Raw genomic sequence first — 14,930 nt, forward strand, 5'->3', positions numbered from 1 at the left:
AAAGGGAGAATTAAAATGCTTAGTGAAGGAAAAAAACGTTCCTTTTTAGGAAAGCTCTCACGGAAGATAGGTGATGCTCTTATGGGCAGAGCAGCAGTGGATGAAGATTTTCTTGAAGAGCTCGAAGAAATATTAATAACATCTGATATAGGAATGGAAACGACCATGAAGATCGTAGATATACTTCGTGACGAGATAAGATCAAATAAACTTTCCGATCCGGAAGATATAAAGCAGAGTCTCAGTCAGATAATAACCAGACTTATAGATAAAGATGCCGACCATACTCTTTGCAAGGATATACCTCTGGTGATTTTGATGATAGGAATAAACGGAGGAGGAAAAACGACTTCCATAGGTAAGATAGCATATAAACTTAAAAATGAAGGAAAGACTGTCATGCTGGCTGCTGCCGATACCTTCAGAGCTGCAGCGGCAGAACAGCTTTGTATATGGGGAGACAGGGTAGGTATTAATGTTGTTAAACATGGAGAAGGCTCAGATCCGTCTGCTGTTATTTACGATGCTATTCAGTCGGCAAAGGCAAAAAATATAGATGTACTTATTTGTGATACTGCAGGAAGACTTCAAAACAAGAAAAATCTTATGGATGAGTTAAATAAAATGAATAAAGTTATAGGAAGGGAATTCCCTGAGGCAGCCAGAGAAAATTTACTGGTTCTGGACGCTACAACAGGTAAGAATGCAGTATCTCAGGTGAAAGAATTTGGAGATGTCACTGATATAACAGGTATAATCCTGACAAAACTTGACGGAACAGCAAAGGGTGGTATAGTAATAACTATAGCTGATGAATTTGATATGCCGGTAAAATTTATCGGAGTAGGAGAAGGGCTGGAAGATCTGAAAGAATTTGATCCGGCTGAATTTGCGGAAGGAATCACTTATGAGTAAACCGTTAGTAGCAGTAGTGGGGCGGCCTAATGTAGGAAAGTCCACATTTTTCAATAAAGTAGTAGGGAAACGAGTATCTATAGTAGAGGATACTCCCGGTGTTACCAGAGACAGGATATATGCTGAAGCCGAATGGTCGGGCATACATTTTGCTCTGATAGATACGGGCGGAATCGAGCCGGAGAGCAAAGACGTAATACTTTCTCAGATGAGAGAACAGGCGGAAACTGCTATGGATACATCAGATGTTATACTTTTCATGGTGGATGGAAAGGACGGCATAACAGCTTCCGACAGAGAAGTTGCAGCTATGCTGATGAAGACAGGAAAAAAGATTGTACTGGCAGTAAATAAAATAGATACAGCAAAGATCCCTGATGATTTTTATGATTTTTATGAACTGGGACTGGGAGAGCCCATACCCGTTTCAGCAGCGAATATGCTCAATCTCGGAGATCTGTTGGATCGTATCATAGAGAGTTTTCCTCAAGGAGCGGGACAAGAAGAGGAAGACTCTGTTAAAATAGCTATGATAGGAAAACCCAATGTCGGAAAATCATCTCTTATAAATAAGCTTTTAGGGGAGAATAGAGTGATCGTATCTCCTATAGCGGGCACCACCCGTGATTCTATAGATACTCCATTTGAAAAGGACGGCGAAAGATATCTTCTCATAGATACTGCGGGAATAAGGCGAAGGAGTAAAGTCAGTGAGAATATAGAAAAGTTCAGTGTAGTAAGGGCTGTAGCAGCTATAGAACGGTGCGATGTATGTATGCTCATGATCGATGCTCAGGACGGTATAACAGAGCAGGATAAGAAAATAGCCGGGATAGCACACGATGCGGGAAAGGGTATAGTTATTGTAGTAAATAAATGGGATCTTATAGACAAAGAGACCAATACAATGAATACCTTCAGAAAAGAGATAGCCAAGGAATTGGCATTTATGTCGTATGCACCCATTGTCTTTATATCTGTACTGACAGGGCAGCGTGTGGATAATGTCATAAAAATGGCAAGATATGTAGCTGAAAACAGAGCTATGCGAGTGCCTACAGGGCAGCTCAACAATTTGGTTTCAGATGCCATGATGATGAAACAGCCTCCGTCAGATAAGGGCAGAAGGCTTAAGATATATTATGTCACTCAGGTGGGCGTGAAGCCTCCTCTGTTTTCCTTTAAAGTAAACTCCAGATCTCTTATGCATTTTTCATATGCCAGATATATGGAGAATAAAATAAGAGAAGCGTTTGGTTTCGAAGGAACTTCAATAAAATTTGTATTCAGAGAAAAGGGAGAAAAAGAAAATGAGTGATATGTGGCTTTGTATATTGTCTGTTGTAATAGCATACTTTATAGGGAATATTTCTCCATCTATTTTAATGGCAAAAGCTAAAGGTATAGATATAAGAAACGAAGGCAGCGGAAACGCCGGAACTACTAATGCCCTCAGGGTTATGGGCAAGAAGGCGGGTGCCGTGACCCTCATTATTGATGTTTTAAAAGGAACCTGCGCTGTTTTGCTGGGAAGTCTTTTGGCTGGACATACGGGGGCGATGTGGTGTGTTGTCGCTGTTTTCTTTGGTCATGTTTGGCCTGTATTTTTCGGATTCAGAGGGGGAAAGGGCGTAGCTACAGCATTTGGAGCGCTTATGGGACTTAATCCTCTTTTGGGGCTTGCTACTTTGGCAATAGTGGTGGCAGGAGTATTGATTACGAGACGGATGTCGGTAGGTTCTATATTAGGGGCTGTATGTTTTCCTGTACTTTCATTTTTTATGGAGAAAGATTTTATATATCTGGGAATAGTAGTGGCTGTTATAGTTCTGATAAAGCACAGAGCTAATATCATAAGGCTTTTCAGAGGAGAGGAGCCTGTAATGAGTATATTTGAGAGAAAAACAGACACGAAGAAACAGGAGGAAAAATAAATGATCAGTACTATAGGTATAATAGGAGCAGGCAGCTGGGGAACAGCGCTGGCCACAGTTCTTGCAGGAAAAGGAAATAAAGTAAGAATATGGGACATAGATGAAAAACATCTTAAATCTATGGAAGATAACCGGGAAAATGTAGATTATCTTCCGGGAGTAGCTTTAAATGATAATATTGGTATTTCATATACAGTTGAGGAAGCTCTTATCGGTGCTGATACAGTGTTGTTTTCTGCTCCGGCCCAGCATTTCAGGAGTGCTTTGCAGTCTGCTGCCGAATATATAGATGATAAATCTGTAGTGATAAATGTGGCTAAGGGAATAGAACAAAAGAGTCTTGCCAGAATGTCGGAGATAGCTTCCGAGGTTCTTGACATGGATAGATATGTTGTTCTTTCAGGACCGTCTCATGCGGAAGAAGTAGGAAGAAGACTTCCCACTACTGTGGCGGCTGCATCATATAACCTGCAGGCAGCAGAGAAGATTCAGGATCTGTTTATGACTGACAGATTCAGAGTATACACTACTGAAGATGTTGTAGGGGTGGAACTGGGAGGAGCCCTTAAGAATATCATTGCTTTGGGTGCCGGAATATCAGATGGTATGGGTTTTGGAGATAATGCCAAAGCGGCTCTTATGACGAGAGGTTTAGCGGAAATAACGAGATTGGGACTGAAATTAGGGGCCAGACCTGAGACCTTTGCAGGACTTACAGGAACAGGAGATCTGATTGTCACATGTACAAGTATGCACTCGAGAAATAGGAGATGCGGAATAATGATAGGAGAAGGTATGAGCCCTGATGAAGCGACAGAGAAGGTAGGCATGGTAGTGGAAGGAATGTTCACGACAGAGGCTGCTTATGAGCTGGCTAAAAGAGAGGGTGTGGAGATGCCTATTACAGAGGCAATTTACAGAGCTGTAAAGGGAGAAGTCACGGCAGCAGAAGCTGTAGAGATTCTGATGGGCAGAAATAAAAAGCACGAACAAGGATAAGAAAATGGATTTATTGAAGGGCAAAAAATACAATATCATAACATTTGGCTGTCAGATGAATGAACATGATTCTGAGACGATATCGGGAATGCTTCAGGAAAGAGGATGTCAGGAGACCTTTTCAAAAGATGATTCGGATATAACAATAATAAATACTTGCAGCATAAGGGAGAATGCTGATAAAAGATTTTTCGGCACACTTGGACAGCTTAAAAAGCTAAAAGAGAAGAACCCGGAATATGTAGCTTGCGTATGCGGCTGTATGATGCAGCAGCAGCATATAATAGATACTGTAAAAAGCAAATATCCATGGGTGGATATAATATTCGGAACTCATAATATACATAGATTTCCGCAGCTTCTTGAAAAAGTATACGGAGAAAAGAAAAAAATGGCGGAAATATTTGAAGACAGCCCTGAGATAGTTGAAGGATTACCGTCAAAGAGGTTATATAAGCATAAGGCTTTTGTAAATGTTATGTATGGCTGCAACAATTTCTGTACATATTGTATAGTTCCGTATACCAGAGGAAGAGAAAAAAGCAGGAGTCCGGAAGATATAGTTAAAGAAATCAGGACTCTTACGGGAGATGGCGTAAAAGAGGTAACTCTTCTTGGACAGAACGTAAATTCTTACAGGGGGGCGGGCGGTAATGGCAAATTTTATGATTTTGCGGATCTAATATATATGATAAATGATATAGAGGGGCTCGAGCGTATCAGATTTATGACATCTCATCCCAAAGACCTGTCAGATAAACTGATTCAGGCTTATGTTGACTGCGAAAAATTATGTAATTATATACATCTGCCGGTTCAGGCCGGAAGCAATACGGTTCTTAGCAGGATGAACAGACATTATACAAGAGAAAAGTATCTGGAGCTGGTTCATAAACTGAGGAAGGCTGTTCCGGATATAACAATAAGCACTGATATAATAGTCGGATTTCCGGGTGAAACAGATGAGGATTTCCGGGAGACATTATCTCTTGTGAGAGAAGTTGAATATGATTCGGCATTTACATTTCTTTATTCAGTGAGGAAGGGGACTCCCGCCGCTGAATATGAAGATCAGATCCCTGAAGAAATCAAACACCGGCGCTTTGACAGTCTGGTAGACGCAGTTAACGAAGGGGGCGCACGGAGGAATGCCCTTTATAAGGGGCGTGTGGAAAAAGTTCTTGTTGAAGGTGTGAGCAAAAAGAATGAGCATACTCTGACTGGAAGAACGGAAGGATTTAAGCTTGTTGATTTTAAAGGTGACAGAGATTTAATAGGACAGATTATAGATGTAGAGATAACTGAGGGAAAAACTTTCAGTTTAGCGGGCAAGGTATTATAGAGATATTTGAAACAGCAATCATATCAGGAGATATAGATGATAGACAGAAAGGAACTTAAACGTAACGGCAGACGATCTCTTAAAAAGCATTATTGGCTGTTTGTCGCCATATGTCTTTTTGCGGCATTCATAGGGGCAGAGTTTGTCACATCTTTGGATGTGGTTCGATATAATGAGAATTACTATATAGGCGGCGAATATTCTGATCTGCAGTCGGAAGAAGGCGTTGAGCTCAATGGCGGAGATATAGCGGAAAGAGTCATATCTGCAATGCTGATTGGGGGGCTTGATTCGGGGAAAGCGTTGTCAAAAGAAGTGGAGTATAATATCAAAGCTAAGAATAACAGTGAGATATTAGGACGGGATAAAGGTGTATTTTCGAGCATAGCCAACTCTGTAAATTCCGGGAAAATATATGTGAATATATTTGACAAGGCTGAACATGTATTTAAGTCTAAAAATGCTGTGATAATATCTTTTATTATCGTTGCTGTCTTCATACATCTGATACTTCTTTTTATGCTGAGAGATTGTTTTATTGTGACTTCTAGGCGTATATTTCTTGAAGGAAGGATATATGATAAGGTCCCCATATCTACTTTTGGATTCCTGCCGAGATCCGGCAAGTGGATAAAGTCAGCCTTTACTATGCTGATGTTGTCCGTTTACGGTACTTTATGGACTTTTACTATTGTAGGTCTGCCTGTTAAATATTATTCGTATTATATGGTTCCGTATATCGTGGCGGAGAATCCTGATATAAAAGCTAATGAGGCCATAACATTATCCAGGCGGATAATGAAAGGTCATAAGTGGGAATGTTTTAAGATCTTCTTAAGCTTTATTCCGTGGTTTATTCTGGACGGAGTTACATTGGGCCTTTCGGCATTGTTTTACACCAATGCTTACAGAAGTGCAGTATATTGTGAATTTTATAAGGAAGTACGAAGGCTTGCCAAAGAAAAAAGTGTCCCCGGAACAGAATTGTTAAATGATACATATCTTTTCGAGAAGCCTGATATGTCAGTGATGGAGAAAAGTTACGCAGACGTATTGGAATATACAAGGGAACCGGTTCTCGAAATGCAGAAGGCAACAGGAATAAGGGGGATACTGGAAAATTGGCTCGGAATAATGCCTTTGGGTACTCCAAAAGATCTTGAATATGAGAAAAAACAAAATAAAATATATAATATTCAAAGGCTGAGACATATCTTTGACGGAAACTCGTATCCTTGGAGATTGTCACCTATAAAAGTGCGCCGAAAAAAGATAAATCTGGATACACCGAATTATATGAGAAATTATTCTGTTCCCTCTCTGATAATTCTGTTTTTTGTGTTTTCTTTTATAGGATGGGCATGGGAAGTGAGTCTTCATCTTGTGAGAGACGGCGTGTTTGTCAATCGGGGTGTTATGTACGGACCGTGGCTTCCTATATATGGATCGGGCGGCATTATGATATTAGTAATGCTTAACCGACTCCGAAAAAATCCTCTTGCGGAATTTATTGCTGCTGTCATATTATGTGGGATCGTGGAATATTTTACATCTCTGTATCTGGAAGTTGCTTTGGGACACAAATGGTGGGATTACAGCGGATATTTCCTCAATTTGAATGGGCGTATATGCGCGGAAGGTCTTCTGACTTTTGGAGTGGGGGCTATGGCGGTGGTATATGCTCTGGCTCCGGCACTCGATAATCTTATACGTAAAATCAGACTTAATGTACTGATTCCTGTCTGCATTGTATTAGTATGTGTTTTTTCTTTTGATCATTGGTATTCATCGAAGCATCCTAATTCAGGAAAGGGAATCACCAATTCGGATGTCAGGATAATAGCTCAGTTTGGAGACGGGAGAGACTATTATCAAAAATTATGATATAAACATTAAAAACAAGAATAAAAACAAAGCCTCCTCATATACTATATTGATTTACAGTCAAGGACATGGGGAGGTATTTATTTTGGAAAATATAAATATTTACGAAAACATAGGCAAAAGGACAGGCGGCGATATTTACATAGGAGTAGTGGGGCCTGTAAGGGCAGGTAAATCTACATTTATAAAGAGGTTTATGGATCTGATGGTAATCCCCAATGTAAAAAATACGTATGAAAAACAAAGAATACTGGATGAAATGCCGCAGAGCGGTACAGGCAGAACTATAACGACTACTGAACCTAAGTTTATCCCTGCGGAAGCTGTCAAGCTTGAGCTTGACAGTAGTCTTAATTTAAAAGTGAGGATGGTGGATTGTGTAGGCTATATGGTTCCGGGAGCGATGGGCCATATGGAGGACGGACAGATGCGTATGGTATCCACTCCTTGGAATGATGAAAAGATCCCATTTGAAGAGGCTGCTGAAATAGGCACTGAAAAGGTAATAAAAGATCATTCTACTGTCGGTATTGTAATAACTACTGATGGTTCTATAGGAACTATGGAAAGAAGCAGCTATGAGTCGGCAGAAGAACGAGTTATAAATCAGCTGCGAGAGCTTAATAAACCATTTGTCGTGCTGCTTAATTCTGTAAAGCCTTCATCAGACAGTGTTAAGGAACTTGCCGACAGAATGTCAGAAAAATATGGAGTTCCCGTTATGAGAATAGACTGTGCTAAAGCTACAGAGGCAGAGCTTAACAAGGTTATGACGGAGATGTTGGGCAGATTTCCTGTGAAGGAGATAACATTTCGCATACCTGGATATATGGAAGGTTTGGCTTCAGATCACTGGCTCAAAGAACAGGTAACAGATGATATAAGATATTGGGCTCAAAGTTTTGACACCATAGAGGAATTCAAGAAAATGGCCGGTGAACTGGCTGACGGAGATACAATAGAAAGTACTGAGATCAGAAACATAGATATGGGTACCGGAGAAATAGAACTGAGGCTTAATATGGCAGAAGATCTTTATTATAGAATCATCACTGAGCTGATGGGTACCCGGGTGGACAACGATTATGAATTCTTTAATCTTCTTGGTGAGTTTGCAGACGCAAAAAAAGCTTATGATAAACTGAGAAGTGCTATGCAGCAAGTAGAAGAGCGGGGATACGGCATAGTAGAGCCTAAGTTGAGTGAAATGGTTCTTGACGAACCTGAAGTATTTAGACAGGGGAATAAATATGGAATAAAAATAACAGCTAAAGCACCTACTCTTCATATAATAAGAACTGATATAACTACTGAGATATCTCCGGTGGTAGGCAGTGAAAAACAGTCTGAGGATCTTGTGAACAGCCTTAAGGAAGAGATGGAAAATTCTCCTAACAGTATATGGGATACCAATATATTCGGGAAGTCTTTATATGAGATGGTTGCCGAACAAATGGAAAATAAGATCGCAGGAGTTCCCGATAATATAAGAGTAAAGATGCAGAAGTCATTGCAGAAAATAAGTGATGAAGGAAAAGAATATTTTATATGTATTGTAATCTGATGGGTTTATTTTAGAAAAAATAGTATTTAACAGCCATATAGTATATAATAACAATATGGAAAAGAATCAACAGAGAGCAATAATAACAGTAGTGATAATAACAGCCTTTATCACTACATTTACAGGCAGCGCGCTTAATCTTTCGGTTCCTGACATAGGAGACCAGTTTGGTGTAAGCGCCGGAACGGTAGGCTGGCTCATAACAGGGTATACACTTGCTGTGGCGGCATTTTCGGTGCCGCTTGGCAGGCTGGCTGATATAACATGCAGAAAAACGGTTCTTGTGGCGGGGATAGTGATTTTTGTAGTCTGCTGCGCTGCAGCCGTTTTTTCCGTGTCTATGGTTATGCTTCTTGCTGTAAGGATAATACAGGGGATCGGCGCTTCTATGATATTCAGTACTAATACAGCAGTGCTTATCAGTGCTTTTCCCGGAGAAAGAAGAGGAAGAGTTCTTGGATATTCCCTTGCATCGACTTATGTGGGGCTTTCAGCAGGCCCTGTTATAGGAGGTTTTCTCAATTATAATTTCGGATGGAAATCAATTTTTATGCTTACGGGACTTCTGGGGGCTATTGCATTTTTTGCAGCCATCTTTAAGCTCCCCGGAGAAAAATCTGAAAATCGCGGAAAATCACCGGATATGTCGGGAAACATTCTTTATGTAATATTCATAGTAATGATGATGTATGGTCTTTCGGAAATCGGTAAGGGAATGATTTATGTATTAATTACTGCTGTTGGTGTTATATTGGGAATATTGTTTATAATACATGAATCCAGAAGCGAGGATCCCATAGTAAATGTTACTCTTTTCAGAGAGAACAAAGGATATGCTTTTTCTAATATATCGGCTATGCTCAATTACGGAGCTACTTTTGCAATAAGTTATCTTATCTCTATATATCTGCAGGTGGTGATGGGATATTCATCACAGACAGCGGGGCTTATTATGATATTTCAGCCCATTATCATGGCGGTGCTTTCACCTGTCATGGGTAGATTTTCAGATAGGATCTCTCCTTTCAAAATGTCTTCTGTGGGAATGGCATTCTGTGCAGCAGGAACATTTATATTTATCTTCATAGGACGGGAAACGCAAATTTTTGTTATAATCATGGCTCTGGTAATTACAGGTCTGGGATTTTCACTTTTTTCATCTCCTAATACCAATGCTGTAATGTCGTGTGTGGATAAAGCTGAATATGGAGTGGCATCCTCTATATTGGCTACCATGAGATCTATAGGACATACGCTGAGTATGGTGATTGTAACTATAACTGTTACGATGCTGATAGAGGACATGCCTCTGGCGGATGCTCCTGCAGAGGTTCTTATAAAAGTCATAAGGATTTCCTTTATAGTATTTACATTGATTTGTACGGCAGGAGTCTTTATTTCCCTTAAGAGAAAATAAGGATAGTTGACAATATATTTTCACTATTATATAGTATTATGATAAAGTGATAAACACAGGAGGGATGCAGCAATGATAGAATTAAAGACTTCAAAGACGAGATCTGAAGAAGACAGAAGTCGATTGAGAGAAACAGTGGGAAAGATAATAGACAGTGTAATAAAAAACGGAGATAAAGCGCTTAAAGAGTATAACAGTAGATTTGACCGCTGCAAAAGGGAGTTTATCAGAATATCTTCCGATGAGATAAAAGAAGCGTACGATAAGGTACCGGCCGGTGAAGTAGAGGATATAAAAAAAGCTGCGGACAATATAAGAGCTTTTGCCGAAGCACAGAAAGGAACTGTAGGATCTTTGAAAAATTTTTCCCCATCTGAAGGAATAATACTCGGTCATAGAGTGATCCCTGTGGATTCGTGCTGCTGTTATGTTCCGGGAGGAGGATATCCACTTTATTCTACAGCACTTATGCTGGGAATACCGGCAAAGGTGGCAGGAGTCAGACGTGTGACAGCATGTTCTCCTGTTATAAAAGGAACGGATAGTATTCATCCTAAGACTCTGGTAGCGATGGATGTTGCAGGTATAGATGAAATATATGCCATAGGGGGCGCCCAGGCTGTAGCTGCATTTTCATACGGAACGGATCAGATAGAGCCTGTTGATCTTATAGTAGGGCCGGGAAACAGCTTTGTGACGGAAGCCAAAAGACAGTGTTATGGAAAAGTGGGTATAGATTTTGTGGCAGGACCGAGTGAAGTGCTGATAATAGCAGATAATACAGCGGATCCTGAGATAATTGCAGCGGATTTGTTGGCGCAGTCCGAACACGACAGAGAAGCAAAAGGAATTCTTGTGACTACTGATGAGATGTTGGGGAAGGCTGTATGGAATGCTGTGGAAAAGCAGCTTCCGACATTGGATACCGAAGAGATTGCAAGGAGTTCATGGAATGATTTTGGGGAGATTCTTATAGCCGATACGTTAGATGAAGCGATCGAATATGCGAATGAATATGCTCCTGAACATCTGGAAGTCAATGTATCTGAAAGCAGGACAGATTATGTGGCTGATAGTCTAAGAAATTTCGGCTCGCTGTTTATAGGCGGCAATACTGCCGAAGTATTCGGTGATTATGCTTCAGGTCCTAATCATACCCTGCCTACACTTGGCGCTTCAAGATATACTGGAGGCGTCTGGGTCGGAACGTTTCTTAAAATATGCACATATCAGAGTATGACTGCTGATGCAATGATGAGTATAGCTCCGCTTGTTTCGAATCTTGCCAGAGGTGAGGGCCTTACAGGTCATGCGAGAGCGGCAGAGATAAGAATGGAAAAACATTGAGTCTGCATCTTTTTCGGAAAATTGTTAAATTTTAATAAGCACAAACTTTTAAGGATCGGAGCAAAATGAATTTTTTTGGGATTATAATTGGTGTAACAACGTTTATGCTCATTGGTGTTTTTCATGTTATAGTTATAAAATGTGAATATTTTTTTTCTAAAAATATTTGGCCTATATTTCTTCTGTTGGGATTGGCAGCATTGGTCGGCTCACTTTTTGTAAAAGTAAATCTTTGGAGTGGCATACTGGCTGTTTTCGGTATTTCATGCTTGTGGAGCATAAAGGAAATTTTTGAACAGGAAAAACGTGTAGAGAAGGGATGGTTTCCTGAAAATCCTCGAAGAAGACACAATGACAGATATTGATAGGGCAGCTCTGCTTATAAAAAACGCCGGGCTGTTTTTTGTATTATTATATATTTATATGTCTTTGCGCTGTTAATATTCTGACAGCTGTTGTCGGTGATGAGCGATTTGATTTGGATCGCTAATACTGCTGCTCTCGGATATGTTGTATAAACCCAAGAATACAGGAGTTGATTCTTACTAAAGATAAAATATTTACAGACTTTAAATATTATAAAAAGTGTGCGCAGAGATCAGATATACTACAGCTAAATTAATAAGGCGAGATCTTGTGAAGGAGTATAAAGTAGGGATTCCCTGTAAAAATGTCAGGGAATCTTTTTGTAATACTGAAAAATATTATTTTGAGATGTTAAGGGAGAGCAGAAAAAGTTGCTTTTGAAAAATTAATAAATCAGCTGCCTATTCTGTAAAAAGAAGTTTTTTAAAAGAGCATAATTTTTCTTGCAAAAAAACTGAGGGGGGGTATAATGAACCTGACAAAATTTATTTATATAAATCAATAATTCACAGGAGGACGTATGAAGAAGATAATAAGCAAGGTTCTTGCATTTGTCTTGGTATTATCACTTATCGCGCCATGCATGATGTTTAAGGTAGATGCTGCGACAGTGAGCGGAAGCGGAACTGAAGCCGATCCGTATATTATCAAGAATGAAGCTGATTTTAAAATCTTAGACCAGAAGCAGAAGTATATCTATGCAGAGCTTGGAAACAACATCGAGCTTACTGCAGATGGATATACAATGAATTCTTTTAAAGGGAAACTGGATGGCAAAGGATTTACTATTACCAATAATAAGTCGGGATCTCTTATAAAATCTTTTTATGGAGGCGAGTTAAAGAATTATACATGGGAGCTGTCGGAGTATTCCTATATGGTAGAGGAGCAGTTTCGCGGCAGTGATTATGTATATGACGGTATAACTGCCAAGGGAGATATTTCACTGACATCAAGCAATAATAATGAAGGGCCTCTTCTCGTATATGCAGGTGGGAATACAACTATGAAGAATGTTACTGTAGATATGAACTTGACTTCTCCTACATATAACGGGCTGTTCATAGGATATGAGCCGGCTAAAGAGTCAAATTATGTTTTTGAAAACTGCAAAGTAAAGGGAACTTATGTCGGAGATCATATCGGTATATTGTACGGAAACGGTTCCATGGCTCAGGCAGGAGGCAGTGATTACGGACTGCAGCATGTCTTAGGAGTAAATGGAGAGACTGCAACTTCTGAAATTACCGTATCAAACATGGATCTTTCTGAGGCAGAGATCATAGGAATATCATCAAAGCCCCATTTATTGTGCGGCATAAGCTATAAAGCTTCTGATATGGAGACTTTGGAAAATGAACTTGCTGCAAAAGTAACAGGATATGATAAGCTGGTACAAGCTGAAAAGCTTGATGGATATAGTTTTTCACTTAATGATAGTGGTAATCTCAAGATAAATGTGTCTCAGGCAAATGATAAGGTAGGCTACTTTGTGGTATCGGCGGAGGTTTACAGCAATGTATTTTTCAGCAGCGGGAAAACAAACGGTACCATGAAACACTCGATAAGTGAGAAAATAGATGTGGCCGACGGCGTGGATACATATTATTCAAGTCTGGGAAAGGTGAAATTCTATGACGGCCAGAACGGGGAACTGGGGACTGCGGGATTAAGCGGCAGTCTTGATACTATTACTGTAGACGGCGAAACTTATTATACTCTTACACACAGAGATGATGACATGATATATACTTTCGGTCAGGAGGCAAAGGTATCCAATACATCAAGAGTTGCGAATATGGTAAAAGTATCTGTCTATGACAAGAATAATAAACTTATTAATATCATAAGCAGCGCTGTTTCGGAAGACTTTTCATTGCCTTCCTTTGACACACAGAAAGCATCTGCGGGAACGGATTTATCTGAAATAAATTTATCTGACGGATGGTCTTGGGTAACCCCTGATACAAAGGTGGTGTCAGGAGGACAGATAGCTTTTGCAAAGAAAGGTGCAGAAATAGCCCCTGTAAAGATTGTCGGTGAGATAGAAGTTGAAGGAATAACTCTTAATGCAGAAAAGTTAAATCTTGAAAAGGGAACAGAAAAAACTCTGACCGTAAAAGTTACCCCTGATGATGCCACAGACAAAACCGTAACATGGGAATCGGCCGATGAGAAAATAGCTAAAGTTGATAAAGATGGAAAGGTTACGGGAATAACAAACGGAATCACGAAGGTTAAAGCTAAAGCTGGGAATAAAGAGGCTGAATGCGAAGTGACTGTGTATGAGGTAACTGCGGAAGCTCCAGCCGTTCCGGATGGAACTGTAGAAGAAGTTGTGTCTGGTATGTCAAAGGAAGCTGCGGAAAAAGCTGAGGAAGTGCTGACCTCTATGGTTGAAAAGGTAATCGCAGGCGGTGCAGTTTCCGGTATTGATAAGACTTCAGAAAAAGCTATAAGGGAAGCTGTGGAAAAGGGAGAGATTATAACGACGAAAATTACTTCCGAAGTGCTTGATAAAAAACCTGCAGATTTCGAAAATATTACAAGCGCTGTGGAGAAGCTTGCAGCTAAATACGATGTGAATTTTCAGATTGAGCAGTATCTTGATTTAGGAGTGAATCTACTGATTGACGGAAAAAAAGCCGGAACGATCACAGAACTTGACAGTCCTGTAGAGTTCACCATTGCAATTCCTGAGGAGGTACAAAAGGTTGCGAAAACCTATTTTATAATAAGGAATCATGAGAATACAGACGGAAATATCGAGACATCAGTAATTTCTCCGAAAGTAAATGCTGACGGGACACTGACTTTTACAACAGACAGGTTCTCGACCTATGCACTTGCATATACTTCTGAGGAAATCAAAGAGAATATTGACCAGAGCGGAAGCGGCTGGATAGATGTTGATGATATTAAAGATGATACACCTGGTCAAAATGGGAATGTCAGTGATAAGACTGACACCGGTTCATCGAAGACAGGTGATGACAGCAATATTATTGTTTGGGCAGTATTAATTCTTGCAGCGGGAGCGGGCGTAGTTGCGTCAGGTCTTTACAGCAGAAGGAAAAAAGTATAATAAATGTGTGGTTCTTTCGATTAAAAACAAATAAAATTTTTTGAACGAATTTAAAAGTTCCCATTAATATAGAATTA

Annotated in this window: 11 protein-coding genes; all 11 read left to right on the forward strand. The window is 39.9% G+C overall.

The genetic code is table 11. The features are described 5' to 3' along the window. The first annotated feature begins 15 nt into the window (after nt 1–15). The 11 genes from ftsY (at nt 16) to ACLR96_RS00860 (ending at nt 14,853) form a co-directional block, all read left to right on the forward strand. Nucleotides 16–915 (forward strand): signal recognition particle-docking protein FtsY, encoded by a 900-nt coding sequence (ftsY, locus tag ACLR96_RS00810; protein ID WP_177267576.1) that lies wholly within the window; start codon nt 16–18, stop codon nt 913–915. Beyond that, nucleotides 908–2,233 (forward strand): ribosome biogenesis GTPase Der, encoded by a 1,326-nt coding sequence (gene der, locus ACLR96_RS00815; RefSeq protein WP_177267577.1) that lies wholly within the window; start codon nt 908–910, stop codon nt 2,231–2,233. The genes ftsY and der overlap by 8 nt, the downstream gene beginning before the upstream one ends. Then, on the forward strand, nt 2,226–2,849 hold the full coding sequence (gene plsY / locus ACLR96_RS00820; protein ID WP_207722963.1) for a glycerol-3-phosphate 1-O-acyltransferase PlsY: 624 nt from the start codon (nt 2,226–2,228) through the stop codon (nt 2,847–2,849). Before der ends, plsY begins: the two co-directional genes overlap by 8 nt. Next, nucleotides 2,850–3,848, forward strand: a complete 999-nt coding sequence (locus ACLR96_RS00825) for an NAD(P)H-dependent glycerol-3-phosphate dehydrogenase (protein WP_207722964.1) — start codon at nt 2,850–2,852, stop codon at nt 3,846–3,848. Between the two features lie 4 nt (nt 3,849–3,852). Further along, the gene (miaB, locus tag ACLR96_RS00830) at nt 3,853–5,190 is read left to right on the forward strand and encodes a tRNA (N6-isopentenyl adenosine(37)-C2)-methylthiotransferase MiaB (RefSeq protein ID WP_177267578.1); all 1,338 of its coding nucleotides are present in this window, start codon (nt 3,853–3,855) and stop codon (nt 5,188–5,190) included. Between the two features lie 36 nt (nt 5,191–5,226). Next, nucleotides 5,227–7,074, forward strand: coding sequence for a DUF975 family protein (locus ACLR96_RS00835; protein WP_177267579.1), 1,848 nt, complete (start codon nt 5,227–5,229; stop codon nt 7,072–7,074). Nucleotides 7,075–7,159: 85 nt separating this feature from the next. Beyond that, nucleotides 7,160–8,638, forward strand: coding sequence for a stage IV sporulation protein A (gene spoIVA, locus ACLR96_RS00840; RefSeq protein ID WP_177267580.1), 1,479 nt, complete (start codon nt 7,160–7,162; stop codon nt 8,636–8,638). 55 nt (nt 8,639–8,693) lie between these two features. Continuing rightward, nucleotides 8,694–10,055, forward strand: a complete 1,362-nt coding sequence (locus ACLR96_RS00845) for an MFS transporter (protein WP_177267581.1) — start codon at nt 8,694–8,696, stop codon at nt 10,053–10,055. Nucleotides 10,056–10,127: 72 nt separating this feature from the next. Further along, on the forward strand, nt 10,128–11,402 hold the full coding sequence (hisD, locus tag ACLR96_RS00850) for a histidinol dehydrogenase (RefSeq protein WP_187525263.1): 1,275 nt from the start codon (nt 10,128–10,130) through the stop codon (nt 11,400–11,402). 65 nt (nt 11,403–11,467) lie between these two features. Continuing rightward, nucleotides 11,468–11,767 carry a DUF4491 family protein gene (locus tag ACLR96_RS00855; RefSeq protein ID WP_177267583.1) on the forward strand — a complete coding sequence of 100 codons (300 nt, stop codon included), beginning with the start codon at nt 11,468–11,470 and terminating at the stop codon, nt 11,765–11,767. A 521-nt stretch (nt 11,768–12,288) separates the two neighbouring features. Next, a complete protein-coding gene (locus ACLR96_RS00860; RefSeq protein ID WP_177267584.1) occupies nt 12,289–14,853 on the forward strand; it encodes an Ig-like domain-containing protein in 2,565 nt (854 codons plus the stop codon). The last annotated feature ends 77 nt before the right edge of the window (nt 14,854–14,930 follow it).

Source organism: Lentihominibacter sp., from assembly GCF_046951855.1.
GTDB classification, from domain to species: domain Bacteria; phylum Bacillota; class Clostridia; order Peptostreptococcales; family Anaerovoracaceae; genus Lentihominibacter; species Lentihominibacter hominis.

Coding starts and splice junctions, on each gene's coding strand:
- hisD (WP_187525263.1), top strand. CDS start 10,128: ATGATAGAATTAAAGACTTCAAAGACGAGATCTGAAGAAGACAGAAGT.
- ACLR96_RS00835 (WP_177267579.1), top strand. CDS start 5,227: ATGATAGACAGAAAGGAACTTAAACGTAACGGCAGACGATCTCTTAAA.
- ftsY (WP_177267576.1), top strand. CDS start 16: ATGCTTAGTGAAGGAAAAAAACGTTCCTTTTTAGGAAAGCTCTCACGG.
- miaB (WP_177267578.1), top strand. CDS start 3,853: ATGGATTTATTGAAGGGCAAAAAATACAATATCATAACATTTGGCTGT.
- ACLR96_RS00860 (WP_177267584.1), top strand. CDS start 12,289: ATGAAGAAGATAATAAGCAAGGTTCTTGCATTTGTCTTGGTATTATCA.
- ACLR96_RS00825 (WP_207722964.1), top strand. CDS start 2,850: ATGATCAGTACTATAGGTATAATAGGAGCAGGCAGCTGGGGAACAGCG.
- ACLR96_RS00855 (WP_177267583.1), top strand. CDS start 11,468: ATGAATTTTTTTGGGATTATAATTGGTGTAACAACGTTTATGCTCATT.
- ACLR96_RS00845 (WP_177267581.1), top strand. CDS start 8,694: ATGGAAAAGAATCAACAGAGAGCAATAATAACAGTAGTGATAATAACA.
- plsY (WP_207722963.1), top strand. CDS start 2,226: ATGAGTGATATGTGGCTTTGTATATTGTCTGTTGTAATAGCATACTTT.
- der (WP_177267577.1), top strand. CDS start 908: ATGAGTAAACCGTTAGTAGCAGTAGTGGGGCGGCCTAATGTAGGAAAG.